This window comes from Yokenella regensburgei (assembly GCF_003634235.1).
Classification (GTDB): Bacteria; Pseudomonadota; Gammaproteobacteria; order Enterobacterales; family Enterobacteriaceae; genus Yokenella; species Yokenella regensburgei.
The window spans coordinates 1,578,728-1,605,416 of sequence record NZ_RBIZ01000003.1; the positions used below are offsets into that span (position 1 = coordinate 1,578,728).

The 26,689-nt window shown below is 54.0% G+C and carries 30 protein-coding genes; 8 read left to right on the top strand and 22 right to left on the bottom strand.

Annotated features, from left to right (window positions below):
- Positions 1 to 100 precede the first annotated feature (100 nt).
- On the bottom strand, positions 101 to 1,570 hold the full coding sequence (gene pdxR / locus C7387_RS07665; protein ID WP_120816419.1) for a MocR-like pyridoxine biosynthesis transcription factor PdxR: 1,470 nt from the start codon (positions 1,568 to 1,570) through the stop codon (positions 101 to 103).
- A gap of 126 nt (positions 1,571 to 1,696) precedes the next feature.
- Here pdxR and C7387_RS07670 point away from each other — a divergent pair, with 126 nt between their 5' ends.
- On the top strand, positions 1,697 to 2,158 hold the full coding sequence (locus C7387_RS07670; protein ID WP_120816420.1) for a GNAT family N-acetyltransferase: 462 nt from the start codon (positions 1,697 to 1,699) through the stop codon (positions 2,156 to 2,158).
- Positions 2,159 to 2,265: 107 nt separating this feature from the next.
- Here the strand turns inward: C7387_RS07670 and umuC are convergent, their stop codons facing one another.
- The 5 genes from umuC to ompW all read right to left on the bottom strand — a co-directional run bounded on the left by umuC (position 2,266) and on the right by ompW (position 5,574).
- Positions 2,266 to 3,528: a translesion error-prone DNA polymerase V subunit UmuC gene (gene umuC / locus C7387_RS07675; RefSeq protein WP_120816421.1), complete on the bottom strand. Its 1,263-nt coding sequence runs from the start codon at positions 3,526 to 3,528 to the stop codon at positions 2,266 to 2,268.
- Entirely contained in the window at positions 3,512 to 3,946 is a 435-nt protein-coding gene (umuD, locus tag C7387_RS07680; protein WP_040903964.1) for a translesion error-prone DNA polymerase V autoproteolytic subunit, read from the bottom strand. The genes umuC and umuD overlap by 17 nt, the downstream gene beginning before the upstream one ends.
- Positions 3,947 to 4,113: 167 nt before the next feature.
- A complete protein-coding gene (locus C7387_RS07685) occupies positions 4,114 to 4,605 on the bottom strand; it encodes an anti-virulence regulator CigR family protein (RefSeq protein ID WP_006819629.1) in 492 nt (163 codons plus the stop codon).
- A 90-nt stretch (positions 4,606 to 4,695) separates the two neighbouring features.
- Positions 4,696 to 4,818, bottom strand: a complete 123-nt coding sequence (locus C7387_RS23250) for a hypothetical protein (RefSeq protein ID WP_272953339.1) — start codon at positions 4,816 to 4,818, stop codon at positions 4,696 to 4,698.
- Between the two features lie 120 nt (positions 4,819 to 4,938).
- Positions 4,939 to 5,574, bottom strand: coding sequence for an outer membrane protein OmpW (gene ompW / locus C7387_RS07690; RefSeq protein ID WP_038258120.1), 636 nt, complete (start codon positions 5,572 to 5,574; stop codon positions 4,939 to 4,941).
- Between the two features lie 356 nt (positions 5,575 to 5,930).
- On the opposite strand from ompW, the gene C7387_RS07695 reads away from it, so the two are divergent.
- The 3 genes from C7387_RS07695 to yciA are packed head-to-tail and all read left to right on the top strand — an operon-like array spanning position 5,931 to position 7,662.
- Positions 5,931 to 6,674 (top strand): YciC family protein, encoded by a 744-nt coding sequence (locus C7387_RS07695; protein WP_006819626.1) that lies wholly within the window; start codon positions 5,931 to 5,933, stop codon positions 6,672 to 6,674.
- 53 nt (positions 6,675 to 6,727) lie between these two features.
- Complete coding sequence (locus C7387_RS07700) at positions 6,728 to 7,264, top strand: septation protein A (RefSeq protein ID WP_006819625.1); 537 nt, start codon at positions 6,728 to 6,730, stop codon at positions 7,262 to 7,264.
- A complete protein-coding gene (gene yciA / locus C7387_RS07705; protein WP_006819624.1) occupies positions 7,264 to 7,662 on the top strand; it encodes an acyl-CoA thioester hydrolase YciA in 399 nt (132 codons plus the stop codon). Before C7387_RS07700 ends, yciA begins: the two co-directional genes overlap by 1 nt.
- Before the next feature lie 35 nt (positions 7,663 to 7,697).
- On the opposite strand, the gene C7387_RS07710 is transcribed toward yciA, so the two are convergent.
- A complete protein-coding gene (locus C7387_RS07710; protein ID WP_120816422.1) occupies positions 7,698 to 8,234 on the bottom strand; it encodes a YniB family protein in 537 nt (178 codons plus the stop codon).
- A gap of 131 nt (positions 8,235 to 8,365) precedes the next feature.
- On the opposite strand from C7387_RS07710, the gene hxpB reads away from it, so the two are divergent.
- From hxpB to C7387_RS07725, 3 genes are all read left to right on the top strand, one after another.
- Positions 8,366 to 9,034 (top strand): hexitol phosphatase HxpB, encoded by a 669-nt coding sequence (gene hxpB, locus C7387_RS07715; protein ID WP_006819622.1) that lies wholly within the window; start codon positions 8,366 to 8,368, stop codon positions 9,032 to 9,034.
- Between the two features lie 135 nt (positions 9,035 to 9,169).
- Positions 9,170 to 9,760 carry a metal-dependent hydrolase gene (locus C7387_RS07720; protein ID WP_006819621.1) on the top strand — a complete coding sequence of 197 codons (591 nt, stop codon included), beginning with the start codon at positions 9,170 to 9,172 and terminating at the stop codon, positions 9,758 to 9,760.
- Positions 9,761 to 9,895: 135 nt separating this feature from the next.
- On the top strand, positions 9,896 to 11,287 hold the full coding sequence (locus tag C7387_RS07725; RefSeq protein ID WP_038258009.1) for an L-cystine transporter: 1,392 nt from the start codon (positions 9,896 to 9,898) through the stop codon (positions 11,285 to 11,287).
- An 88-nt stretch (positions 11,288 to 11,375) separates the two neighbouring features.
- Here C7387_RS07725 and cedA read toward each other — a convergent pair whose 3' ends face one another.
- The 8 genes from cedA to osmE all read right to left on the bottom strand — a co-directional run bounded on the left by cedA (position 11,376) and on the right by osmE (position 17,639).
- Entirely contained in the window at positions 11,376 to 11,630 is a 255-nt protein-coding gene (cedA, locus tag C7387_RS07730; RefSeq protein WP_258521982.1) for a cell division activator CedA, read from the bottom strand.
- A gap of 123 nt (positions 11,631 to 11,753) precedes the next feature.
- Positions 11,754 to 12,512, bottom strand: a complete 759-nt coding sequence (gene chbG / locus C7387_RS07735) for a chitin disaccharide deacetylase (protein WP_006819618.1) — start codon at positions 12,510 to 12,512, stop codon at positions 11,754 to 11,756.
- An 11-nt stretch (positions 12,513 to 12,523) separates the two neighbouring features.
- Positions 12,524 to 13,870: a 6-phospho-beta-glucosidase gene (locus C7387_RS07740; protein WP_006819617.1), complete on the bottom strand. Its 1,347-nt coding sequence runs from the start codon at positions 13,868 to 13,870 to the stop codon at positions 12,524 to 12,526.
- 110 nt (positions 13,871 to 13,980) lie between these two features.
- The gene (chbR, locus tag C7387_RS07745) at positions 13,981 to 14,805 is read right to left on the bottom strand and encodes a transcriptional regulator ChbR (RefSeq protein ID WP_112471413.1); all 825 of its coding nucleotides are present in this window, start codon (positions 14,803 to 14,805) and stop codon (positions 13,981 to 13,983) included.
- Between the two features lie 30 nt (positions 14,806 to 14,835).
- Positions 14,836 to 15,183: a PTS N,N'-diacetylchitobiose transporter subunit IIA gene (gene chbA / locus C7387_RS07750; protein WP_006819615.1), complete on the bottom strand. Its 348-nt coding sequence runs from the start codon at positions 15,181 to 15,183 to the stop codon at positions 14,836 to 14,838.
- 57 nt (positions 15,184 to 15,240) lie between these two features.
- On the bottom strand, positions 15,241 to 16,599 hold the full coding sequence (gene chbC, locus C7387_RS07755; RefSeq protein WP_006819614.1) for a PTS N,N'-diacetylchitobiose transporter subunit IIC: 1,359 nt from the start codon (positions 16,597 to 16,599) through the stop codon (positions 15,241 to 15,243).
- Between the two features lie 87 nt (positions 16,600 to 16,686).
- The gene (gene chbB / locus C7387_RS07760) at positions 16,687 to 17,007 is read right to left on the bottom strand and encodes a PTS N,N'-diacetylchitobiose transporter subunit IIB (RefSeq protein ID WP_006819613.1); all 321 of its coding nucleotides are present in this window, start codon (positions 17,005 to 17,007) and stop codon (positions 16,687 to 16,689) included.
- Between the two features lie 290 nt (positions 17,008 to 17,297).
- The gene (gene osmE, locus C7387_RS07765) at positions 17,298 to 17,639 is read right to left on the bottom strand and encodes an osmotically-inducible lipoprotein OsmE (RefSeq protein ID WP_006819611.1); all 342 of its coding nucleotides are present in this window, start codon (positions 17,637 to 17,639) and stop codon (positions 17,298 to 17,300) included.
- Between the two features lie 188 nt (positions 17,640 to 17,827).
- Here osmE and nadE point away from each other — a divergent pair, with 188 nt between their 5' ends.
- Entirely contained in the window at positions 17,828 to 18,655 is an 828-nt protein-coding gene (gene nadE, locus C7387_RS07770) for an ammonia-dependent NAD(+) synthetase (RefSeq protein ID WP_120816423.1), read from the top strand.
- Between the two features lie 48 nt (positions 18,656 to 18,703).
- Here the strand turns inward: nadE and ves are convergent, their stop codons facing one another.
- The 7 genes from ves to astC form a co-directional block, all read right to left on the bottom strand.
- Positions 18,704 to 19,279: an environmental stress-induced protein Ves gene (ves, locus tag C7387_RS07775; protein WP_006819609.1), complete on the bottom strand. Its 576-nt coding sequence runs from the start codon at positions 19,277 to 19,279 to the stop codon at positions 18,704 to 18,706.
- 200 nt (positions 19,280 to 19,479) lie between these two features.
- Positions 19,480 to 19,968 (bottom strand): ATP-independent periplasmic protein-refolding chaperone Spy, encoded by a 489-nt coding sequence (gene spy / locus C7387_RS07780; RefSeq protein WP_006819608.1) that lies wholly within the window; start codon positions 19,966 to 19,968, stop codon positions 19,480 to 19,482.
- Positions 19,969 to 20,294: 326 nt separating this feature from the next.
- Positions 20,295 to 21,263 (bottom strand): succinylglutamate desuccinylase, encoded by a 969-nt coding sequence (gene astE, locus C7387_RS07785; protein ID WP_120816424.1) that lies wholly within the window; start codon positions 21,261 to 21,263, stop codon positions 20,295 to 20,297.
- Between the two features lie 9 nt (positions 21,264 to 21,272).
- A complete protein-coding gene (gene astB, locus C7387_RS07790; RefSeq protein WP_006819605.1) occupies positions 21,273 to 22,598 on the bottom strand; it encodes an N-succinylarginine dihydrolase in 1,326 nt (441 codons plus the stop codon).
- Positions 22,595 to 24,073, bottom strand: coding sequence for a succinylglutamate-semialdehyde dehydrogenase (gene astD, locus C7387_RS07795; protein WP_120816425.1), 1,479 nt, complete (start codon positions 24,071 to 24,073; stop codon positions 22,595 to 22,597). The genes astB and astD overlap by 4 nt, the downstream gene beginning before the upstream one ends.
- A complete protein-coding gene (astA, locus tag C7387_RS07800) occupies positions 24,070 to 25,104 on the bottom strand; it encodes an arginine N-succinyltransferase (protein WP_006819603.1) in 1,035 nt (344 codons plus the stop codon). Before astA ends, astD begins: the two co-directional genes overlap by 4 nt.
- On the bottom strand, positions 25,101 to 26,321 hold the full coding sequence (gene astC / locus C7387_RS07805; protein ID WP_120816426.1) for a succinylornithine/acetylornithine transaminase: 1,221 nt from the start codon (positions 26,319 to 26,321) through the stop codon (positions 25,101 to 25,103). Before astC ends, astA begins: the two co-directional genes overlap by 4 nt.
- Positions 26,322 to 26,689 lie beyond the last annotated feature (368 nt).

The following is a 26,689-nucleotide window of genomic DNA, read 5'->3' on the forward strand; positions in this document are numbered from 1 at the left end:
TAATCGTTTATCTACTCAGTTTTTTACAGCGCGCAGTGTAATGCACAACGCCCACTCAAACCATGCCTTGCTCTATTCTTAGTTTACTGTCTGCCGTCGTTTAAATCACCTCCGCCAGGCGACGAATACCTTCAACCATCGCCTGCGGAGGATGATTGGCAAAACCAATCAGGATCCCCTCGCGTGAGGTCTCTCCGTGATAATAGTGACTTAATGACTGTATCCCCATCCCCAGTTGACGGGCTTTCACTTCAACCTCATGCCCCGTCAGACCATTATGCAGCCAGCAGACAATATGCACCCCGGAGTCCGACTGCTGGACGGTCATTTTCCCGGAAAGGTGGCGTTGAATCGCCTTTACCACCGCCGTTCGTCGCTCATAGCACGCCTTACGCACCCGTCGCACATGCCGGGCGTAGTGGCCCTCTTCAATGAAGCGCGCCAGCACCGCCTGTTCCAGATAGCCGGTACTGAGATCGGCAAGATATTTGGTGACCACGAACTGCTCTTTTAGCCCGGGGGGAACCACTAAAAATCCAATGCGGAACTCGGGATACATCATTTTTGAGAATGTCCCGGCATAGATGACCCGCTGTTGCGTATCCAGCCCCTGCAGCGCCTGCACGGAGCGATCGGCGTAGCGAAACTCACTGTTATAGTCATCTTCAAAGATCCACGCCTGGTGAGTGTCGGCCCAGTCGAGAAGCTCGCGACGGCGGGATAAGCTCAGCGTCCCGCCTAGCGGGTACTGGTCTGAAGGCACAACATAAGCAAGCTTTGCCAGCGGGAAGCGGCGGATCCCATCACTCACATCCATGCCTTCCTCATCAACCCGAACCGGCCTCACCAGCGCCCCCGTTGACATAAAGACACCACGAGCGCCTTTGTAACCTGGATCATCCAGCCAGACCTCGTCTCCCTTTGAGAGCAGCGCCCGGGCGGTGATACTCATCGCCTGCTGGATCCCATTGACGATAATAATATTATCCTCAACGCAGTTAACGCCGCGCGTCGACTGGATATAGTGGCTGATAGCCCTTCTTAAAGGCAGAAATCCCTGGGAACTGGTGTGCAGGCCGAGTTCATAGCGTGACTCTTTCCAGACCTGCCCGAGCAATCGCCCCCATATTCCATGGGGAACCAGATCCGTACAGCCAACGCCGACGCAAAAAAGTGGATTGCGCTCATCCCCCTCTGGCTCTTCAGACCACAGGTTACGCACGCGCGCGATATCGGCATTTAGCGGGCCATCAGTAGGGATATCCTTCTTTTGCGGCTTTTTTGAGAAACCATTACTGATGTTGCTATCGGGGATACTTTGCGCAACAAAGGTACCAGCCCCCTTCAGCGTGACGATATACCCCTCATCGGCCAGCCTGTCGTAACCGGCGATAACCGAGTTGCGGGAAATGGACATCATCTCTGCCAGCGCGCGGGTTGAGGGGATCTTCGACCCCAACGGCAGACGCTCCTCTACTATCGCGTTACGCAGAGCATGATAGACCTGCTCTTTGATAACACCTTTCTCCAGGAGGAGTTCCTGAAACAGAGGTGCGTTTATTTTTTTCATCGCTCTGACTCTTATGTAAAAAGTGGATCCTATAAATATCCATAAAGTGTCCCTATGCCTCGGCGTGGAAGGCATTTAGGATCGTCTCTACAGAATACCACTGATTATCCAGATATCAGGAGACCTATGAACAATAAAAGTACTGACTCCAGCAAAATAACTATTGAACCCGCCGTACAAGAAGATTTTGCCGACTGGCTACCGCTATGGAAAAATTATCTGATATTTTATCGCACAGAACTCTCAGATAATATGACGCAATTAACCTGGGACCGTTTTCTAAATCCTGTTGAACCTATGTTCTGCGCCGTTGCTAAATACGATGGTAAAATCGTCGGCTTTGTTCATTATCTTTTTCACCGTTCAACCTGGGCGGAATCAGATTATTGCTACCTTGAAGACTTATTTGTGAACGAAGGTGTTCGCGGCAAACATATTGGTAAGCAGCTCATTGAGTATGTTCAACAACATGCCCGTAAACGCCACTCCTCCCGCGTGTACTGGCACACCCATGAGACGAACCTTCGCGGACAGCGGCTTTACGACTGGGTGGCGAAGAAAAGCGGCATGATCGAATACTATATGTGAATATAGAGCACGAATATTTCGATTAATTTTTCTGCGGTCTGATTTACAGGACCGCAGATCGTGCGCCAAATACTTTTCCTCAACCCGAAATAAAAAGAAAACGTCAGCTACCTCGCTACCGGTAAATCGGCGTAGCGGGTGGTATAGCCTGGCGACAGCATTTCACGCTTCATGCTCCAGCTTTTTTGGATCCCCTGTCCGGCGAACCAGATAGTGCCACGCCCGGAATGGTTGAGACTGTCGACAACATCCATCAGCGCATCGCTGTTTTGCCGCGGCTGATATTCATCAAACAAATTAAGTTGCGCGACGCCCTGGCTAAAAAAGTCACTCAGCATCACCCCGGCCTTCATATAACGGAAGCCGTCTTTCCAGATCCGGTCAAGGCCGCTCGTGGCAATACGGATAATATCGCGGGTATCGTTGGTGGGGATAGTCAGGCGACCGCTGGCCTGCGGGCCATAGAAAACTTCGTTTTCCGCATGCGGGCTGGTGCGCATAAAAATACTTATTGCACAACAATACTGCCTTTCGCTGCGTAGCTTCTCTGCGGCGCGCTCGGCGTAGGCGCAGATGGCCTGGTGCATGTCGCGGTATTCCGTGATGCGGTGCCCAAATGAGCGGCTGCAGATTATCTGCTGTTTAGTTGGCGCAAACTCATCCAGCGCCAGGCAGGATTCGCCGCGCAGCTCGCGCACGGTGCGCTCCAGCACAACATTAAAATGGTTACGCATTACCCAGGTGGAGCTGTTCGCCAGCTGTAAGGCATTCTCGATGCCCATCGCGTTGAGCTTTTTGCTGATCCGCCGACCAACCCCCCATACCTCTGCTACCGGAACCAGAGCCAGCAGTTTCCGCTGACGTTCACCGTCGGAAAGATCCACCACCCCCTGCGTTTTACTCCACGTTTTCGCCGCAAAATTCGCTATTTTTGCCAATGTCTTGGTTGGCGCTATTCCCACACCGACGGTGAGCCCGGTATGTTTCAGCACCCGTTCACGCATCTGCTGGCCAAATAGCGCGAGCGACGTGCAGTTCTCTACACCACAGAGATCAATAAACGCCTCGTCGATGGAATAAACCTCAATGGAGGGCGCCATCTCACCCAGCGTCAGCATCACGCGGTGGCTCATATCGGCATACAGCGCATAGTTCGAGCTAAAAACCGCTACCCGCTGGCGGCGCAAATCATCTTTGATCTTGAAATATGGCGCGCCCATTTTGATATCCAGGGCTTTGGCTTCCGACGAACGCGAAATAATACAACCATCGTTATTGGAAACTACCACCACCGGTTTCCCCTGCAGATCGGGGCGAAAAACGGTCTCGCAGGAAGCATAGAAGCTGTTGACGTCAACCAGCGCGAACATATTTGTGCGCTTTAATTGTGTGCGTCACCACGCCAAAGATTTGTAACTCTTCGCCAGCATGAAAACGAATAGGAGAATAGTCAGGGTTATGCGCAACCAGCTGCAGGTATGGTCGCACCTGCAGCTCCTTCACCGTAAATTCACCCGCCACGGCAGCGACCACGATATCGCCATGCTCTGCCGTCAGGGAGCGGTCAACCACCAGCAGGTCGCCATGGCCAATGCCCACGCCAATCATGGAATCACCGCTAACTTTGATAAAGTAGGTTGCACTCGGATGCTTGACCACCAGCTGATTCAGGTCAAGCGTGTCTTCAACGTAGTCCTGGGCCGGGCTTGGAAAGCCGCACGACACCCGGTCAGTGAACAGGGGAAGTTCAACTACCGCTTCCCCTTCTCTGGATGTGAGAAACTGCATAATAATCACCATCAACAATACTGTTTTTATATACAGTAGTTTTATTGAAGGTAATGTTCAAGCCGCGTGTCGTCACGGTTTGCTGGTTTTATCGCCGACGTTATCCTAATGCTCTGGCAAGCCAGCGATTATTGTTTTGTAAATTCCAGCGCAACGCGGTAACGCAATCAGTCAAATACCCCGTTGATGATGGAGGTGACAATCGCGGTGCTGAGGGCGATAAGAACCAGGTTATCCCCAACCACGCGCCATTCATAGCCTGGATAGTGCGGCAACTGGTTGAGCATTGAGGCCGGGACGGTCTTTTTCGCAATACCGGGAGGGAGTGGTTTTCCACGGGCCAGATTTTTGGCGATCCCCGGCGGCAAGGATTTGTATCCGGTCAACCCGTACTGCACAGCGAGTCTTCGCGCATCGGAAAAACTCACATCAGCACCGACGTTCGCCGGGTTACCATTATTCTTATAGCTGCCATGAGATTCGTTATTTTTACCATTATTCCCCTGGGAACTATGGTTACCGCTATTGCCATTATTGCCGCCATTGCCGTTGCCATGACCATTGCCATTTCCGGGATTCGCCAGAACCGGCGTCGACAATAGCGAGGCAATCAGGGAAAGCGCCACAGCGGAAATAAGACCACTACGTTGCGTTGACATAATCCATCCTTAAAAGGCACTGAGATACTTTTAATCTAGAGTCCGCAAGGGTGGGTCGCAATAGTCGTCGTCTTAATTTCCGGGCCAGAATCAGTCGTCATCGCCGCCCAGGAAAATCATATCGCAATCTAACTGATCGATAGCCAGGTAGTACATCGTCACTCCCCCCAGGAAGCAAGCCAGCAGGAGCAAACCGGTACACCACTTCATCATCACTGTTACCATCCTGTCATTGCATCAATGACCGGCATCATACAGGGCCGATAGTTAACGTAAGCTATCAGGAGTGAAGAAAAAAAGCTGGTCTGAGGAGACCAGCTCTGTTGATGGGGCTTAGAAGCGGTAGCCCGCGGAGAACATGAATACCCACGGATCCAGACGAGTACTGACTTTCTGATCCACGCCGCCGGCTTTGAATTTGACGTCGGTGTCGATATCCATGTACCAGACCGACATGTTCAGCAGCCAGTCACGGTTGAGGAGGTAATCAAAACCAACCTGCCCCGCAGCGCCCCAGGAGTCCTTCAGGCTCAGGTCGGACAACCCGGCATCTTTACCCGTATCGTTAAAGTCTGCATTGAAGAAGGTGGTGTAGTTGATACCCGCGCCAATATACGGGCGCATTTTGCTGTTAGCATCGCCAAAGTACCACTGTGCCATTAACGTTGGTGGCAACTGATTCACGGTGGCGATAGTCCCGGTCGGTCCGGTTCCTACCTGGTGGCGGAACGGCGTGGCCGCCAGCAGTTCGATCCCGATGTTATCCGTCGCCATATAGGTGAAGGTTAATCCCAGTTGGGTATTGTTGCTGACGTTAAAGCTGCCGAGGCTGCCCAGAACGTTGTCTGAACCTTCGGTCGGGCGAACCGTCGCCGTCCCCGCTCGGATGAAAAATTCTCCCGCTTCATGCGCCCATGCCCCGCCAGAAAGGCTGCTTAAAACCAGTGCCGCCACTGCAAGTTTCTTCATATCCATTCCCTCATTATGGTTTTTTACAAGCGCGGGCAAATATACCCACAATGAGGTAAAAACGATCCAACTCAGATCACATTAGGTCTAATGATTTAACATTTATTGATCCAGATTAATTTTGACGTCCAATTTGAAGCAACCAAATGGAATTTATATCAATTTTCCGGTTTTCTTCATTACATACACTCACTTTCCCGGCGCCTGCCGAGTGCCCTTCGCCCGGTCATCACGTTTATGCAAACGTCGCCTTTACAAAGATATGCTTTTCCATACCCGAGTTGATGCTGCCACGCGGCGCTCATCTGAGTTACAATTGCGGCCTAATTAACACCTGCAATACTCAAGGAGAGTGCATGTCTATCACGGCGCAGTCCGTTTACCGTGACACGGGTAATTTTATTCGTAATCAGTTTGTTACCATTTTACTGATTGCACTGCTGTGCGCCTTTATCACCGTGGTGTTGGGTCATGCCTTTTCACCGAGCGAAGAGCAGCTCTCTGTACTGCGCGAGGGCGACAACCTGGCAGGCAGCGGCGGGCTGTTCGAACTGGTCCAGAACATGACGCCGGAGCAGCAGCAAATTCTGCTACGCGCCTCGGCGGCGTCTACCTTCTCCGGGTTGATTGCTAACGCCATCCTCGCGGGCGGCGTTCTGTTACTGATCCAGCTGGTTTCAGCCGGGCATCGCGTCAGCGCGCTGCGGGCTATCGGTGCCAGCGCGCCGGTGTTGCCAAAGCTGTTTCTGCTGATTCTGGTCACCACATTCCTGGTGCAGATGGGTGTGATGCTGGTCGTGGTGCCTGGCGTACTGCTGGCCATTGTGCTGGCCTTCGCCCCGGTGATGCTGGTTCAGGATAAACTCGGCATCTTTGGCGCCATGCGCAGCAGCATGAAGCTCGCGTGGGCGAACATGCGTCTGGTGGCGCCGGCGGTTATCTTCTGGCTGCTGGCAAAGACCCTGCTGCTGCTGTTCGCTTCTGATTTTGCCGTGCTGACGCCGTACATTGGCGCGGTGGTGGTAAATACCCTCAGCAACCTGATTTCCGCGGTGCTGCTGGTCTATTTATTCCGCCTGTATATGCTGATTCGCAACTAAACTTATCCCATGGCCCGGCCCGTTGGGCCATGACTGAATGACGGAACCGAAGTATGAAGCAGTTTCTGGATTTTTTACCGCTGGTCGTATTCTTCGCTTTTTATAAGCTGTACGACATCTATGCCGCGACCACGGCGCTGATTATTGCTACCGCCATCGTGCTGATTTACAGCTGGGTGCGCTATCGCAAGGTCGAAAAAATGGCCCTGATCACCTTCCTTCTGGTGGCGGTGTTTGGCGGTCTGACCCTGTTCTTCCACAACGATGAGTTCATCAAATGGAAGGTCACCGTTATCTACGCGCTGTTTGCCGGTGCCCTGCTGATTAGCCAGTGGGTGATGAAAAAGCCGCTTATCCAGCGCATGCTGGGCAAAGAGATCAGCCTGCCGCAGGAAGTGTGGTCGAAGCTGAATATCGCCTGGGCGGTATTTTTCATTCTCTGTGGGCTTGCCAATATCTATATCGCGTTCTGGCTGCCGCAGAATATCTGGGTCAATTTCAAAGTGTTCGGCCTGACGGCGCTGACGCTGGTCTTTACTCTGCTGAGTGGAGTCTATATTTACCGCCACATGCCGCAGGATGATCAATAATGACCGAAGCAACAAACGTTCCGCACGGTGAACTGGTATTACGCACCCTCGCCATGCCTTCTGATACCAACGCCAACGGTGATATTTTTGGCGGCTGGTTGATGTCTCAGATGGATATTGGCGGCGCTATCATGGCAAAAGAGATTGCCCATGGTCGCGTGGTGACCGTACGGGTCGACGGTATGACCTTTTTACGCCCGGTCGCGGTTGGCGATGTGGTGTGCTGCTACGCACGCTGCGTGAAGCGCGGCCAGACCTCGATCACTATCAATATTGAGGTGTGGGTGAAGAAAGTGTCGTCCGAGCCGATTGGCCAGCGTTATAAAGCCACCGAGGCGTTGTTTATCTACGTCGCGGTCGACAGCGAAGGGAAACCCCGCCCGCTGCCAACGCTGTAACCTCTCTCCGGCCGCACTCTGCGGCCGGAATGCTTTTATAAAAAGCCCAGCAATGAAAAGAAGAAGTAGCCCACCACGATAATAATCACCGGCAGGACATACAGTGGAAAGAATTGCAGCAGAATGGTGTGATGCGGCACGACAATCCGCGACTCAACCTGTTCACGCGTCAGCCCCTCTGCCCCTTTTGCCTTCTCAAGGATCATCTGGTCTTCCACCCCTTCACGCAGGAACTTCGCCTGGCGGCTCATTCGGGCTCCGGAGGCCTGCAGCGCCAGCCCGACAAACACCAGCACATAAATAATCCAGAACAGAATATTCAGGCTGTTTTTGAAATCCGGCAGCGGTGAGTTGTACCAGAATACGTTCAAAAAAGGCGTGTTAAAACGCGCCATCTCGATCATGACGTGTGCAAAGTCCTGCATCACGGCGCTGATCCCCGGCTTTTTTTCGCTGTGCTCATACATAAACTTCAGCACGGATATCAGTGTGGAGAGGACTGCCGGAATAAAAATCACCCATCCTGCAAGGCGTTTGAGAATGGCAATACGTCCAGCCTGTTGATACGTCATGAGTTCCCCTTGTAAAGACGCTCCAGTGCTCCTAAGTCTACCCGCAGCCAGCAAATTTCGCCCGATCTTTCAGGTGAAATACGTTACCATGCGCAGAGACTGTTCCCGATAAGCCTGAAGGAGAGGTTCTGATGTCAACCCCGCGCCAAATACTTGCCGCTATTTTCGATATGGATGGATTACTCATTGATTCCGAGCCGTTGTGGGATCGTGCTGAACTGGATGTGATAGCAAGTCTGGGGGTGGATATTTCCCGACGTAGCGAACTGCCGGATACGCTCGGTTTGCGTATCGATATGGTGGTTGATCTGTGGTTCGCCCAGCAACCGTGGGACGGCCCGAGCCGTGCCGAAGTGACGGAGCGCATCATCAGTCGTGCCATTACGCTTGTGGAAGAGAGCCGTCCGCTGCTGCCGGGCGTGCGCGAGGCCGTTGCTCTGTGCAAAGCTCAGGGGCTGAAAGTGGGCCTCGCCTCGGCTTCTCCGCTGCACATGCTGGAAAAAGTGCTGACGATGTTTGATCTGCGCGACCAGTTCGATGCGCTGGCTTCCGCTGAAAAACTGCCGTACAGCAAACCGCACCCGCAGGTGTACATCGACTGTGCTACAAAGCTGGGTATCGACCCGCTATGCTGCGTGGCGCTGGAAGACTCCGTTAACGGCATGATTGCCAGTAAAGCGGCGCGTATGCGCTCGATTGTGGTGCCGGACCACGAGCATCAGAACGACCCCCGCTATGTGCTGGCTGAAGTGAAATTAACCAGCCTGCAGCAGCTGACCGCCGAAAACCTGCTCGGTTAATCACCAGACGGGTAGCAATTCGGCTACCCGCCCTGATTTTACTGGGTTTTGTGACAAAGAGTTACAACGTCACCACTTCCGAATACTGTATAAAAACCCTATACTGGATGTATCGACAGTTTATCGGGTTTTATCATGACGGCAGAAGGTCACCTGCTCTTTTCCATCGCCTGTGCGGTATTTGCCAAAAATGCTGAGCTGACGCCTGTGCTGGCGCAGGGTGACTGGTGGCATATTGTGCCGTCGGCGGTACTGACCTGTCTGCTGCCGGATATCGATCATCCGAAGTCTTTTCTCGGCCAGCGATTGAAGTGGGTCTCCACCCCGGTCGCCCGCGCGTTTGGGCATCGGGGCTTTACCCATAGCCTGCTGGCCGTTTTTGCCGCACTGACCCTCTTCTCTCTGAAAGTGCCGGAAAGCTGGATCATCCCCGCCGACGCGCTGCAGGGTATGGTGCTCGGTTATCTGAGCCATATTCTCGCTGATATGCTGACCCCGGCAGGCGTACCGCTGCTGTGGCCGTGCCGCTGGCGTTTTCGTTTCCCCGTCCTTCGCCCGCAAAAGGGCAACCAGCTTGAACGCGTATTGTGCATGGCGTTATTTGCCTGGGCGATATGGATGCCGCAGTCGCTGCCGGAAAATAGCGCGGTGCGGTGGTCATCCGACATGATTAATTCGCTGCAAATAAACTTCAATCGTTTCATTCATCACCAAAACGAACATTAAACCAACGGAAAAATGATTTTTGTCATAAACCATTCCATTTGGATATAAGCGCCACTAATCACTTCTGCTAACCTTTCGCCATCAGAGTCGGTAATGCTACTAAGCCGACCTTATTTCCATTTCAGGAGAACGGGGATGAACTTTCCATTAATCGCGAACGTTGTTGTGTTCGCCGTATTGCTATTTGCTCTGGCGCAGACTCGCCATAAACAGTGGAGTCTTGCGAAAAAAGTATTAGTGGGTCTGGTAATTGGGGTGGTCTTTGGCCTGGCCCTGCAGCTCATTTATGGATCCGACAGCCAGGTGCTGAAAGATTCTATTCAGTGGTTCAACATCGTCGGCAACGGCTATGTACAACTGCTGCAAATGATCGTCATGCCGCTGGTCTTTGCCTCTATTTTGAGCGCAGTTGCCCGCCTGCATAACGCCTCACAGCTGGGTAAAATCAGCTTCCTGACCATCGGTACCCTGCTGTTTACCACGCTTATCGCGGCGCTGGTTGGCGTGCTGGTGACTAACCTGTTTGGCCTGACGGCGGAAGGTCTGGTTCAGGGCAGCGCCGAAACCGCGCGTCTGAACGCCATTCAGAGCAACTACGTGGGCAAACTGGCGGATCTCACCGTTCCTCAGCTGCTGCTCTCCTTTATTCCGAAAAACCCGTTTGCCGACCTGACCGGCGCGAACCCGACCTCGATCATCAGCCTGGTGATTTTCGCCGCCTTCCTCGGTGTTGCGGCGCTGAAACTGCTGAAAGATGACGAAGCCAAAGGCAAGCGCGTACTGACCGCCATCGATACCCTGCAGGGCTGGGTGATGAAGCTGGTTCGTCTGGTGATGCAGCTGACCCCGTACGGCGTACTGGCGCTGATGACCAAAGTGGTTGCTGGTTCTAACCTGCACGACATCATCAAACTCGGCAGCTTCGTGGTCGCTTCCTACCTCGGTCTGGCAATTATGTTTGTGGTGCATGGCATTCTGCTTGGCGTCAACGGCGTGAGCCCGCTGAAGTACTTCCGTAAAGTCTGGCCGGTGCTGACCTTCGCCTTTACCAGCCGCTCCAGCGCCGCGTCTATCCCGCTGAGCGTCGAAGCGCAGACCCGTCGTCTGGGCATCCCGGAATCTATCGCCAGCTTCTCTGCCTCTTTCGGGGCGACCATTGGCCAGAACGGCTGTGCGGGTCTCTACCCGGCGATGCTGGCGGTGATGGTTGCACCGACGGTGGGTATTAACCCGCTGGATCCGCTGTGGATTGCCACACTGGTCGGGATTGTCACCATCAGCTCCGCAGGCGTTGCCGGTGTGGGTGGCGGTGCAACCTTCGCCGCACTGATCGTGCTGCCCGCAATGGGGCTGCCGGTCACGCTGGTCGCACTGCTGATTTCCGTCGAACCGCTTATCGACATGGGCCGTACCGCACTGAACGTCAGCGGCTCCATGACCGCCGGTACTCTGACCAGCCAGTGGCTGCGCCAGACCGATAAAGCGGTGCTCGACAGCGAAGAAGACGTCGAACTGGCACATCGCTAAACCAATGCAAAAAAGGGCCGATTCGTCGGCCCTTTTTTTATGCTGTTACCAGCCCGGAATAAAGGGATCGGGTGAAGCAGAAACACCCCTACTCTTCGATTTCTCCTTCCTGGCGCATCTGCAGCGCCCAGCGCTGAGCGGACTCAGGCACGCTGAACGCCTGTGAACGGCAGAAATGCTCGCCCATCAATACAAACGCCACATATTTACCGCGCAGCAGCCAGACATCTTTATAACCCTCCACCTTCAGCGCATGCTCAGGGGGAGCGGGCTCAATGCGGGGAACGTAGGAGATAACGCGGCGGTTTTGTTGGCGCAGAGGTTTCATAGGCGGTTGGTTCACACACAGAAAAATCAAAACGGTAAAACGCTATGATAGCCGATCCCGGAGCAAATCGTCGCTCCCTCTGTGCGAACAAGACAAGATTAAACAAAATGCCCGGCTAATTAGCCGGGCACTGGAGGATCAAACGTCCCGATAGGTGCCGAGACGGTAACCACGCTCGGCGACAGCATACTTCAGCGCGTCGGAGGTAAGCACTTCAAGCTCCGTCAGCCGCGGATAGCAGTAGGCGCTCTGCATGATGGTGTGGTCAACAAACGCCGGATGACACATCACCTCAATCGAACGCTCACCGCGAGCGGCGGAATCGTCCAGCGTCTGCAGGAACAACGATTCGGTAACCGCTTCCCCGTAAAACTCGCTGGCAAAACCATCGCTGCTGCGAATACCGCTATCGTCCAGACCGTCACGCTGTACCAGGCTTCTGTCGATACGCATCGCTACGCCATGAGCTTTGGCAAACTCTGCCACCAACGGGAAGATCTGCGGGATCATATGCACATGGTGGTGACCATCGATATGCGTCGGTTCACAGCCGAACAGCTCGACAAAGCGCTGATACTGCAGCGCCAGCTCGTGGGCAATCTCATCCAGCGGCAGCGTGTCTTCTTCAGCCATCTGCCAGATCCACTTCCCGAGTTTACCTTCGCGGGTAAGCGAAGGCATTGGGGAAAGCGGTGTGCCGAGGGTCAGCACAAAGTGCATACCGACCGCGAGCTCCGGAACGCGACGGCTAAGCGCTGCGGCATGTTCAATAGCACCACCGTTCACCAGCGCCGTGGTTGAGGTTACCAGACCATGCTTGCAGGCTTCGACAATTCCGTAGTTCTGCCCCTTGCTGAGGCCAAAGTCATCGGCATTGACTATCAGAATACGTTCCATCTGCCCTCCCGTTACTGCTTCAGTTTTTGAATAGTCGACGCAAAGTTCGGCAACCAGGTCTCGTGCGCGAGGATCATTTCACGCGCCAGCGATTCCGCATCACGGTCGGAGTGGATGAGCGGGCTCAGGTTCAGCGCCAGCAGCACATCGTTCAGTTCACCGCTGATAGCCGCCTGGCTGGCGGCGATTTCAAAGCCTTTAATGGTGTGGATAAGGCCCATGACTTTGTCATCGAAGTGAGTGATGCGCGGATGCGGCTGCGCACCGTCACGACCGAGGATACAGGTCATTTCCACCGCCCAGTCTGCCGGAATATTATCGATATGTCCGTGGTGCGGGACGTTAACGTAATGCTCCGCCTGCTTGTCGTTGTAGATGGCGTTGATAACCTCGCAGGCCGCATCAGAGTAGTACGCCCCACCGCGCAGCTCCAGCTCCTTCGGTTTGATGTTGAGGTTCGGATCTTTATACAGCTCAAACAGCTGCTTCTCGACCTTCTGCACCACCTGCGCACGGGCGCCGCCTTTGTAGTACTCGCCCATTTCAATGGCCAGCATCTCTTTTTGCTTAAAGTAGTACAGCAGATAGGAGCACGGCAGCAGGTTGAGAGAGCGAATCAGACCTTCGCTGAACGGCAGGTCGAAGATGTTTTTCACCGTGTTGGCGGTGAGCGTTCCGGAGGCAACGCCGTCCAGCAGCTCGGCAAAGCGCGATTCACCGTTCACCAGCACGTCACGGATGAACACCATGTGGTTCAGACCGAACAAATCGATGGAGAGGGAGTCTTTTTCGCTGATGTTCAGTACATCGGTGATGAACATCTTCATGCCGATAGGGATGTTGCACACGCCAATAAAACGCTTGAATCCGGTATGACGATAAACCGCCTCGGTCACCATACCGGCCGGGTTAGTGAAGTTAATCACCCACGCATTCGGGCAAATCTCCTGCACGTCTTTAACGATATCGAAAATCACCGGAATGGTGCGCAGGCCTTTGAACAGCCCACCTGCCCCGTTGGTTTCCTGGCCGAGATAGCCATGGCTCAGCGGAATACGCTCATCTTTTTCACGCGCTTTCAGCTGGCCAACGCGCAGTTGGGTGGTAACGAAGTCTGCACCCTCCAGCGCCTGACGGCGGTCGAGAGTTTTATAAACCTTCATCGGTACGCCGGCTTTTTCAACCATGCGCTGGCACAGGGCGTGAATAATATCCAGCTTCTCCTGACCTTCGGCGACATCCACCAGCCACAGCTCGCTGACCGGCAGTTCATGATAACGCTTGAGGAAACCTTCCAGTAATTCCGGGGTATAGCTGCTGCCGCCACCAATAGTGACTACTTTTAATTTCTGGCTCATAACTTTCTCCCTTGTGGTTCCGCAATGTAAACGTGGGGATTCCTCCACGTTTTTATGCGCGGTCAGGCAAATGAAATCTTGAAGTAAGGCGAAAATGTTTTCGCCTGATATTAATTAATACTGGTCAGTTTTTTCCGGTAATTGCTTGGCGTAAATGAAGTCAGCTTTTTGAATGTCTTAATAAAAAGACTAGGGCTACTATAGCCAGACTCGTAAGCAATATCCGTTACTGAATAGTTAGTGATCTCAAGTTGTTTCTTGGCGAAGTTAATGCGGATATCATTAATTATCTGCATCGGGGTTTTACCGTAATAACGCTGGGTAGCCCGGGTTAAATACTCCTGAGATTTTCCCGAGAGCTCGACCATGGTTTCCAGCGCCCCTTCACCAAATTTCAGTTTATCGTGCATATCCTCAACGGTATTTTTTAACCACTGAGGCGTAACGTCCTGGGCGGGTTCTTCGCGATAATGCCGTAAACGGTTAATCACATAAAAAGAGACCAGTTCGATAAACTCATCAAATTCCGTTTCGCGGAAATTGAGCGACGCAATCACCGATTCCACATAGCTGAGAAAGGTACTTTTAACTGAATATACCTGCGATGCGACCAGACCAAACGGTAACAGCGGTTGATAATGTGCTTCGAAGAAGCGTTTGCTGATCCCGACGTTGAGGATCCGGGTAGCACCAAACTCATAGAAACTCTGGTGGTGCGACCCCATCGGGATGAACACAAAATCTCCGCGCTCCAGCAGGACCTTTTTACCGTTGATGACCTGATAGTAACGGCCGGTTAAGACAATGGTAAATTCGTAGTAGTCGTGCTGATGCAAACCGCTGACGCTTTCCGTTTTGTTGTAGATAACCACATGGAAGTTGTTCCCGTTGAAAAGCTGTTGTTCTCTGGCGGTACTGATTTCCATGGTTAACATTTTCGGCTGCCTCATCGCGTTGATAGCCTGTTATTGTACCTTCTCATGCAGCTCAATCAATTCCGCAACCAGTTCGCGTGCCAGCATTGAGGTCATCAGATGATCCTGCGCATGAACCAGCACCAGACTCACCTTCATTTTCCCCTCGCCTTCATCGCTTTCGATGAGCTGGGTCTGCACGCGATGCGCTTCACTGAGCGCAGTGCGGGACTGCTCCATGGTCGCCTTGGCGGTGACAAAATCACCCTGCTTGGCTTGCTTAAGCGCAGTGTATGCCAGGCTACGCGCCTGCCCTGAGTTGATGATAAGCCCCATCACCACCTCTTCGAGGTCGTTCTCCGGGGTTTCCGCGTCCATGATGTTATCCAGATCGAACATAACTTTTCCCTCTTGATTCTGGCGGTGCAGAGGGTGTTCCCTCCACACCGCGCGGCATCAGAATTTCAGTGAATTTGCGATATCTTCTTCGCTTTCTTGCTCATCAATCACGGTCTGCGCCTTGTTGGAGACCACCACGAACGGCAGGTAAACCAGCACCGAGATACCTAAGTTGAACAATGCGACCAACAGTGCAGCGATACTGCCGTTACTGTTAAAGAAGGCGCCGAGGCCGGTAGGCATGGTCCACGGTGCCAGGTTAGTGACCGGTGGAATAATGCCCATCGAGTACGCGGCAAGAGTGATGGCGGCCAGAATCGGCTGCACCAGCACAAACGGAATGAACATCACCGGGTTCATGATAATCGGCAGACCAAACAGAATCGGCTCGTTAATCTGGAAGATGCCGGAAGGCAGCGCCAGCTTAGCAACCTGACGATGGTCAGCGCGACGAGAAGCGATAAAGATAGCGATAATCAGACCCAGCGTCGCACCAGAACCCCCCAGCAGGATGTAGGAGTCGAGCATAGGTTTCGCCCAGAAGTGGAACTCTTTACCTGCAGCGATAGCCGCATCTACCGAGCCATACTGGTTGTACAGTGCGATGTTTTCCAGCGCCCATGGGGTCATGATGCCGTTATCGAGTGCGGTCAGCGCCAGAGAGCCGTGAACACCGAAGAACCACAGCAGTGAGTTGAACACCACGTAAGCCCAGCCAACCACGCTACCCATCGCCGCCAGCGGCGTGGAGATGGAGTCCATGATTATCTGGTGGAAGTTGGTCTGCCAGTGGGTCAGCATCCAGGAGATAATCCCGAATACGGAGAGGATCAGGAAACCTGGGATCAGCGCCGAGAAGGAGCGTGAAACCGAAGACGGCACGCTATCCGGTAACGTGATCACCCAGTTGCGGCGAATAACAAAGGTAAACAGCTCAGCCACCACGAGGCCGATAATCATACCGGAGATAATATTCTGCCCGCCTAACCAGTTAGCACCCACGGCATAGGCTTCGCCCACGCTGTATGGCGTTACGGTCATAAAGGCGGCAACGGATAACAGGCCCGCTGCTAATGGATCAACTTTGCGCTCTTCCGCCAGGGCCATGCCTATAAAAAAAGGCGCCATCAGTGACATAATACCCAATGTACCGTTGTACACGTTGCCACCGATGGCTTTAAAACCATTTAAGGTTTCAATGGTCGAGGGGTCTAGCCGAACACCCAGGGAAAAGAAAAACGAGCCTTCACCAAAACTCAGGAACACGTTGTTAATAAGGACAAACATCGCGCCAGCGAGCGTTAACGGCATTAATTTAATAAAACCGTTTTTGATCGCATTAATGTGAGGCTGCTTTCCTATTTTAACTGCAAAAGGAAGGAGTACCTTTTCAAGCGAACCGATGACTCTACTCATATAAAAATACCCTTAAATGCCGTAATGAGTATTACGGCTCATGTGTGTGAAATTACTCTTTGACGGGAAAAATAATAAAATAAAAAGTTACTGCGCTGCTGCTTTTTTAATTGCTGCAACTGCAGCCTTAAGAACACCTAAACCATCGATCTTGCCGTACAGAATGGAATCAATCACCTCAACCGGTTTATTCGGTAGCAGGCGCTGAATTTCAGGCAACATATACGCAATTTGTGGCCCAAGTAATACGACGTCAGCCTGTTGGCCTTTTTCACCGGCCAGCGTTTCAGGGTAAGCTTCAATAATCACAGGAACTTCGTATTTCTCCGCCTGGGTACGCATTTTAGATACCAACAGCGACGTAGACATTCCCGCAGAGCAGAACAGATAGATGTGTTTCTTTTCCATACACGCTTCCTCAACTTTATTTAATCTGTCGTCTCCCGGCTCGGGATAGCATCCTTACACCACAGAACCGGGCCTGTGTAACCTTTAGTTACTATTGTTGATGAGTTGAGTATACGGCAACGATTTTGCGTAAGATAATTCCTCACAACATAAAATTGTCTCTCATTGACCTCGCGTTTTGACTACCTTCACATTTTGGTCAAATATTTCGCGTAAAAAAATAAGCACAAAAAATAAAAAAAACCCGCCGTTGTTGGCGGGCCTTTCGTAGAGCTCAGGCAAATGTGCGATTACTTCTTAGCAGCCTGCGGGTCAGTGTCATACTCAGAGCAGGTCTGATAGCCAGAGTTGACCACATGTCCCGTGTCATCAAGGGCGACGAAGTAGGTCTCCGTTTTACCATCCCGTTGACCCAGGATATAAGTCTGACAAGTACCACGTGCGTGGATCATCGTTATTTCTGATGAAGGTTTACCGGCAATCTGCTGAACCTGCTGGCGGCTCATCCCTTTCTTCACATCCTTCACCACCGGCTGGGTGAACTGATCTTTGGTGCGATCATAGGCTGTACAACCGGCCAGCATAGTGAGTACTGCCGCTGCGCCTAACATTCCTGCTACGTTCTTGTTCATATTCCGTCCTATTGTTTTTCAGCGTGTTATAAGCCTGGAATAGATCAGACAATTTTTCAACTTCTCTGCCCACTCCATCTCCTGACACCGGTGGATTTTTTTCAGCCAGTTAAAACTGTGATCCTTGTCGTTTAAATGCCAAAGAGGTAGCTTTAACGCATTGCAGGTTCATTCTATGGAGGTGTTGCATGACGCTACAACACGAGATTATTCGCGCACTTGGGGCTAAGCCGCAGGTAGACGCCCAGCTTGAAATACGCCGCAGCGTAGATTTTCTGAAAGAGTATCTGAAAACCTATCCATTCATTAAGTCGCTGGTACTCGGCATCAGCGGCGGGCAGGACTCAACGTTGACCGGCAAACTGTGCCAGATGGCCATTAGTGAACTGCGTGAAGAGAGCGGCGACAGCGCGCTGCAATTTATCGCCGTACGTCTTCCTTTCGGCGTGCAGGCAGACGAAAAGGATTGCCAGGATGCTATCACCTTTATTCAACCCGACCGCGTGTTGACGGTGAATATTAAAGGCGCAGTGCTCGCCAGCGAGCAGGCATTGCGGGAAGCGGGTATTGAACTCAGCGATTTTGTCCGTGGCAATGAGAAAGCCCGCGAGCGCATGAAAGCGCAGTACAGCATCGCCGGGATGACCAAAGGCGTGGTAGTAGGTACCGATCACGCAGCAGAAGCCATTACCGGTTTCTTCACCAAATACGGCGATGGCGGCACCGACATCAACCCTATCTACCGCCTCAATAAGCGTCAGGGTAAACAGCTGCTGGCGGCGCTGGGCTGCCCGGAGCATCTGTATCTGAAAGTGCCAACGGCAGATCTTGAAGACAACCGCCCTTCTCTGCCGGATGAAGCCGCGCTCGGCGTCACCTACGAGAATATCGACGATTACCTGGAAGGGAAAAAACTCGACGACGCTATCGCCCGTACCATCGAAGGCTGGTACGTGAAAACCGAACACAAACGCCGTCCGCCGATCACCGTCTTCGACGATTTCTGGAAGAAATAAGGACAGGAACTCAGGCTGCCCGGGCGGGCGGCCTGATAAAGCAATGAATCAGGCGGAGGCCGCCAGCACCTGTCCTGCAAGCCAGCTTATTTCGCCATACAGCAGTTGCCCTTCCGGCTTCAGCAGCCGCAGCGTGTGGCTTCCCTCCTGCCAGTACGCGCCCTGATCGGCCGTTAACAGCTTATCACCCAGCTGCCACGCCCCGCTCAGCACAAACACAATGCCGCCGCTGGGTGCCCAGGTGGTAAAGGTTCTGTCGGCAAGCCTGACGCTCGCCTTGCAGCGGTCACGGCGCGTCATGACGTTAAAGTCCATCGACATCATGCCTTCGGTGATTTGCGCATTCACCGGCTGTTCACCCGCAAAGTAAAACGGTTGAAGGTGTTTGAGCGTATGACGAAACGCACTACCGCCATCAAGCATCACTTCCCCACCCTCCAGCAGCGTTATGACCCGGTCAACGCCCGGGAAGGCAGAAAAATCGCCGCTGCTGGCAATGGTCGCAATACTGGCGCGCCAGGTGAAATCCCGCGTACCGGCAGGGATACAGCAAAGCTCTCTCGTCTCGCCCCCGCCGTTACGCCAGAGGCTGACCGGCATCTTACGAATATCAAAGTAATCCATCACAACTCCTGAACCGCGCTCACGCATCGGAAGGCAGCCTGAACGGCCACCGTATTATTGTTTTTTTTGCTACCAGATTATCGGCAGATGCGATGTTTTACCTTAGGGGCAAAAAATAAAAAAGAAAAACCGCCGGGCCTGCCCACCGCACGTTAGCGGAATGTGAGCAAGACCGGCGGTCTTGAATGTGTGCTGTGAGGTTACTCAGCAGACATTGGCATTTTACCTTCCGGCGCTGAACGTTCTGTCAGACGCTTCTCAAAATTGGCATTAAATTGCTTTTTCTGTTCCGGAGTCAAAATGTTGTAGATTTTGTTCTGCGCTTCCATACGGGAGAGCATCATGGTTTTGTGCTGCGCCGCCATTTTGTCGATCTGCGCTTCCGCTTTCGCTTTGTCGAAGCTGTCGCTTGCGATCAGGTCATGCATCGCACGGCGTTCTTCAACGGACGGGCGCTTCATGTTTTCACGCTGGGACTTCATGATGTCGCGGACCTGCTGTTTCTGCGCATCGGTCAGGTTCAGCCCCTGGAACATCATGTCGTGCTGCATGCCTTTACCTTTATGGTGCATCATCATCGGTTTGCTGTCAGACGATGCTGCCGGCGCGGTAGTGTCTGCAGCATGCGCCAGGTTAGCGGCACCCAGAGCCAGAGTAGAGGCAACAAACAGAGCAGTAATCTTCTTCATCGGTTATTCCTTACTTTCAGTTATTCTGGCGGCGATTCGCCGCGTTGTCGTGATTAACTTTACGACCTTTAATGTCAATGAGTCAGAACGTAAGTAAAACAATGAAAGTATAGAAAACAATTTTTGCTCAATTGTGGAGAGAATAAGGAATAATGATGAAAAAGAGATAAAAATATTATCATCTTGATGATTTTAAAGGGAACTAAACAAAAGCATAGCGGGAAGAAAAATAAAAATAAAGCGTTTCACCAGGAAAAATCTGTATTTATCAAAATGAGAATGTTAATAAAAAAACCAGGATACTGAGATCCTGGTCTGAATTACCGTTACGCTTCACGGACCAGCATTAAACCGGCGCGTAGCCCCAATGCCACGGAAGGATTCGGGAACAACACATACTCCGTCTCACTCCCCACCGCATAACGCGTGTCGCCGTCTTCCGCCAGCAGAGTTCCCGGCGAAAAGGCCGTGAAGTTGAGCGTATCACCCGACATATGCAGCCTGAAGGCCTCGCTGTGGCGGGTCACCTGCTGTGCCACCCGGTAACGCAGCGGTGGATCAGCGGCCGGTGTCGACGCGCTACCGCTCAAAAGCTGCATCAGCGCCCGCTGCGTCTGTGCAAACTGGCTGAGATCGTTTTGCCCGAACGGCAGCGCTTTACCGAGCTCCAGCGTACAGGCAAGTGCCCGTCCATGCTCACCGCTGAAGTGGCTGAACGTACCGCCTGGCTCTCGATGGAATACCAGCGCCTCCAGCCCGGCATCGCCAAGCCAGCGCAGAAAGTCTTCATCCCAGGGCGTCGTACGTGAAGGCAACACGCCAAAACGCACGTGGTGGGAGCCACGGATCGCCGTATGCAAATCCAGATGCCAGCGCTCACGCTCGTTCCCTCGCCGCCAGAACTGCAGCACGGTTTCCTCCAGCAGCGCCGCCCGCGCGGTTTCTCCGCTCGGCTCAAACTTCTGCCAGCGCCCACCGAACATGCGGTTCATATCGCTGTGCAGATAACGCTGGTTGTCCCTGAGCGCTGCCGGGTTACCCAGCACCACCAGCAGCCGACAACGCAGCGCCAGGGTGCCGTTGAACAAGGCATCCAGCAGTTGCATCACCATCTCTACCGGCGCGGTTTCATTACCGTGAATGCCCGCCGAAAGCACCAGCGAGCGAGCCGCGGGTTCGTGCGGCGTCAGTTGCAGAATGCCCCTGTCGAGCCAGTGCCAGCGAAAATGGTCAGTATCACCATGAAAGCTACCGGGCAGTTTCCCCGTCAGCGTCAGCGCCAGAAAGTCATGCATCGTTGCTCCTTAGCGCTGGAACGGATAAACAGACCCCAGATTCAGGATCTGCGTCAATCTGTCGAGCGCCTCACGCCCTTCACGCAGCAGTTGCGGATCGGCGAGATCAGCCTGGGTTAAGCGGTCACGATAGTGGCGATCGACCCAGTCGTTCAGCGCGTTGAACAGCGTGTCATTCATCAGTACTGCCGGATTCACCGCCGCCAGCTCGCGCTCGTTCAGCACCACCCGCAGGCGCAGACACGCAGGCCCCCCGCCGTTGGCCATGCTCTCACGCAGGTCAAACACCTTCAGCTCGTTAATCGGGTTATCCTGCGCCAGAACCTCATTGAGGTAGCGCCAGACCCCTTCGTGCTGCTGCGACTCTTTTGGCAATACCAGCATCATGCTGCCGTCGGGCTTGCTCAGCAGCTGGCTGTTAAACAGATAAGTAGCAACGGCATCTTCCACCGATACCCGCGCCGCCGGCACCACCACCGGCGTAAAGCCCGGCACACGCGCCAAGAGCTTCGCGAGCAGCCCGCTCTGGTCAACAAAGGCCTGCTCGTGGCAGAACAGCACCTGGCGGTTACTCACCGCAATCACGTCATTGTGGAAGACACCTTTATCGATCACCGCCGGATTCTGCTGGGCGAAGATAAGTTGATGCGGGTTCACCCGGTTTAACCGTGCAACGGCCTGGCTTGCCTCCAGCGTCTGCCGCGCCGGGTAACGCTGCGGGCGCTGCTCACCGTGCTCATCGCGACCATAGACAAACAGCTGCACGCCAGGCTGTCCGTAGTCACCGCCAAAACGGTTGTGGTTGGCTGCGCCTTCATCGCCGAACATCGCAACCTGCGGCAGCGCGCGGTGAACGCTGAAATGGTGCTCATCACGGAAAATCGCCCGCAGCAGTGCTTCCGTCGTCGGGGCTTCACTGGCGCGGTGAAACTTGTTGTTCAGGTTCGCCACCGTCAGATGCACCCGGCCATCAAGGGTATCCGCAGAAGGTGCCACGGTGGCGGCATTTGCCACCCACATTGAGGAAGCAGAGCTGGCGGCAGAGAGCAGGTGCGGCACCTGCGATGCCGCCTTCTCCACCACCTGCTCATCGGTACCGCTAAAACCAATCTGGCGCAGCAGGGCAACGTTCGGCCGCTCCTGCGGCGGGATCACCGCCTGCTTAAAACCGGCGTCAGCCAGCGCCTTCATCTTCAAAAGCCCCTGCTTCGCCGCCAGCTGAGGATTAGAGACCTGAAAGCGGTGCTTCGTCGAGGCTTCATTACCAAAAGAGAGCCCGGCGTAGTGATGCGTCAGCCCCACCAGGCCATCAAAGTTGACTTCCCAGGCGTTCATAATGACTCTCCGCGCGAAAAATCCAGCCCCGGACTGAGGGTAGCCGGTAAGGCAAAAGCGGGTGACTCAAGGCTTGCCATCGGCCATGCGCAGTAGTCTGCGGCATACCAGGCCCCCGGGCGATGGTTGCCCGATGCCCCGGTACCGCCAAACGGTGCCGTACTCGCCGCACCGGTGAGCGGTTTGTTCCAGTTGACGATCCCGGCGCGAGACTCGAGCAGCAGCTGGTCGAATTTTTCCCGCTCGGGTGAAATCAGTCCGCAGGCCAGGCCGTAGCGAGTGGCGTTGGCCATCGCGATCGCCTCGTCAAAATCATCGTAGCGCCAGACGCACAGCAGCGGGCCAAAGACCTCTTCGTCCGCCACCTTACTCACGCCCGTCATCTCGATAATGCCCGGCGTTAATAATGAGGTTCCTGCTTCCAGCACCCGTGGTTCAAGCAGCGTTCTACCGCCGTTCGCCACGTGGGTCAGCCAGGCATTATGTACATGCAGCGCGGCCTGCGGGGAAACTAATCCGCCGAGGAACGGCTGCGGCTGGGCATCCCAGCGGCCCGGGGTCAGGCGGCGTGCGACGTCAACCAGACGGGCCAGAAACGCATCGCCTTCGGCGCCACGTTTCACCAGCAGGCGGCGCGCACAGGTGCAGCGCTGCCCGGCGGTGATGAACGCTGACTGAATCGTCAGATGTACCGCGCCGTCGATATCGCTCGGTGCATCGACAATCAGCGGGTTATTCCCTCCCATCTCAAGGGCCAGCATTTTCTGCGGTTGACCCGCCAGCTGGCGGTGCAGATGGAAACCGGTCGCGGAGCTGCCGGTAAAAAGCACCCCGTCGATATTATCTTCAGCGCTCAGCGCCTCGCCGGTTTCGCGACCGCCCTGCAGCAGGTTTAACACTCCCGCCGGTAAGCCCGCCTGCTCCCATAGCTTCACAACCACCTCACCGCTGCCGGGCGTCAGTTCGCTTGGCTTAAACACCACGGTATTCCCCGCCAGCAACGCCGGAACGATATGACCGTTTGGGAGATGCCCCGGGAAATTATACGGGCCAAACACCGCCAGCACGCCGTGCGGACGGTGGCGCAGAGTGGCTGCACCATCAGGCATTGCGGTTTCCTGCTCGCCGGTACGGCTGTGATACGACTTCACCGAAATGGCGATTTTATTGATCATCGCGGTGACTTCCGTCGCCGCTTCCCAGCGTGGTTTGCCGGTTTCACGGGCGATGGTTTCTGTTACCGCATCTTTATGGCTCTCCAGCAACGCCGCAAACTTTTCTACGATTGCCTGGCGCTCGCTGAACGCTTTTCTCGCCCACTGAGGAAATGCCCGGCGCGCCGCCTGCACCGCCTGCGCCACCTGTTCAGCGTCGGCATCGTTGCCACTCCACAGCAACTCATGCGTCACCGGGTTCGCTTTGCTGCGGGCATTGCCGCGACCGGTGACCCAGTCACCGTTAATCCATAAACTCATTGCTTTTTCTCCTCGGGGCAAAGACGAACCAGACGGATACGATCGCCGGCATGACATTTCAGGGCATCAAGCTGCTGAGCCGTAAGCACCAGCCGTTCACAATGCGGGTCGGCATGAATAAGCATGGCGCGGAATTGCTGATATTGCTCATTGGAGACCAGGCAAGCCGGTAATTCACCCGGTGCCGGCTGTCCTTCCACCACCTCTACCAGGCGGCTTTTACGGATGGCGCGTACCCGGTCGATGTCACACTCAAGCGTCGGGCCACCGTCAAAAATATCGACGTAGTTACGGTAACGGAAACCTTCTTTCTCCAGTACCGCACGAGCTGGCGCAGTTTGCGGATGCACCTGGCCTATCACCGCTTTGGCTTCTTCACTTAAGAAATCGGTATAAATGGGGTGTTTCGGCATAAGTTCGGCGATAAACGCCTTCTGCCCGGTGCCACAAAGATAATCAGCGCGGGCAAACTCCATCGAGAAGAAGCGCTGACCAAGGCTTTCCCAGAACGGTGAATAACCGTGTTCGTCGATAACTCCGCGCATCTCCGCCACCACTTTGTCATTAAAGCGATCGCGGAAGGCCGCCATAAACATGAAGCGCGACTTCGACAACAGATAGCCGTTGCCCTCTTTACGCCATTCCGGGTCAAGGAACAGCGTGCACAGCTCGCTGCTGCCGGTGTGGTCATGAGTGAGGAACAGCGTCGGCAACGCGTTATACACGCCCAGTTCTTTCGAAGCGTGAACCATCGTCCCCACGCGGTAGTTGTACCACGGGTCGTTAAGACCAACCGCGACTTCAATGGCGCAAATCCCCGCCACCGTGCCGGTGGTTGAATCTTCCAGCACAAAAACGTAACCCTGATCGCTTTTCGGCAGCGTACCTTCCCAGGTCGCGATTGCACGCTCAATTCGCGCCGCAAGGGTGGTTTCATCAGCCGGGAGCGAGGTCAGCCCGCCCCCCGTTTTCCCTGCCAGTTTCAACAGTGCAGGCAAATCCTCGCGCCCGACCGGACGGATGACCATCATGATGACTGTCCTTTGATGAAGCGCTCACAGGCAACCGCAAAGCGATCAAGACCAACACTCACTTCTTCTTCACTGATAATCAGCGCTGGGGCGAAACGCACCACGTTGGCTCCAGCTATCAGGATCATCACCCCTTCTTCCGCTGCAAGCTGGCTGATGGCCTTCGCCTTGCCGGCATATTCTTCTTTCAGTACGCAGCCAATCAGCAGGCCCATTCCACGAATTTCCTGGAACAGCCCCAGCTTGTTGTTAATCGCCTGCAAACGTTCACTAAACCACTGGTGACGCTGTTTAACCCCGTTCAGCACTTCACGGGTGTTAATAATAGAGAGCACCTCTCCGGCAACGGCGCTCGCCAGCGGGTTGCCACCGTAGGTCGTGCCATGCGTGCCCACGGTCATCACCGCCGCGCATTTTTCTGTCGTCAGCAGTGCGCCAATCGGGAAACCGCCTCCCAGCGCTTTGGCGGTAGAGAGGAGATCCGGGGTGACGCCGTAGTGCATATAGGCATACAGTTCACCGGTGCGGCCAACGCCGGTTTGTACTTCATCAAAAATCAGCAGCGCGTTGTGTTGATCGCAAAGCTCACGTAGCCCTTTCAGGAACTCCGGCGTTGCCGGGACCACGCCACCTTCCCCCTGCATCGGCTCAACGATCACCGCGCAGGTATTGTCATTAATCAGCTCACGCGCGGACTCCAGCGAGTTATATACCGCATGGCTGATGTCCGGCGGCAGCGGCGTGAAATCCTGAGAATAAGACGGCTGTCCGCCAGCGGAAACGGTAAACAGCGTGCGGCCGTGGAAGGCGTTTTTGAACGCCACAATCCCGCTCTTCTGTTTGCCGAAATGGTCATGCGCGTACTTACGCGCCAGCTTCAGCGCCGCCTCGTTGGCTTCCGCCCCGGAGTTACAGAAGAAAATCCGTTCGGCGAAGGTGGCGTCAATCAGCTGTTTGGCAAGGCGCAGCGCCGGTTCGTTGGTGTAGCCGTTGCCGGTATGCCAGAATTTTTGCGCCTGTTCGGTGAGCGCTTTGACCATCGCCGGGTGCGCGTGCCCCAGGGCGTTAACGGCAATCCCTCCGGCGAAGTCGATGTACTCTTTACCCTGCTGATCCCACAGGCGTGAACCCGCTCCACGCACCGGAATAAAGGCCGCCGGCGCGTAAACCGGCATCATCCATTCATCAAAATTGCTACGCGTAATTGACTGAGACATAGTGACCTCTTCCGGTAAATTATATGTGTAGATAATGTTAAAAATTATGGTGTGTTTGCGCTGTAAATGTAGATTGCACGGTTCGTGCCAGCCAGCGCTAAATTTGCATAACCGGAGGGTGAAAACTAAAAATCAATGAGTTACAGCAAGCCACCATTCACAATGAATGCATAATAAGTGCATAAAAGCGCGAATAAGCGCCATTAGAAGTGCTAATAACTGCAGCATTATGCATTAGTAAAACTGAATTCGTGATTTGTGATCGTCTACGAAATTTATCGCAGAGAGATGCCCCGTTTTAGGGCGAAATGCGTCGCTTTTGGGCACACATTGCACCGTGATGACCAGGTATCGCTGCAATCGGCAGA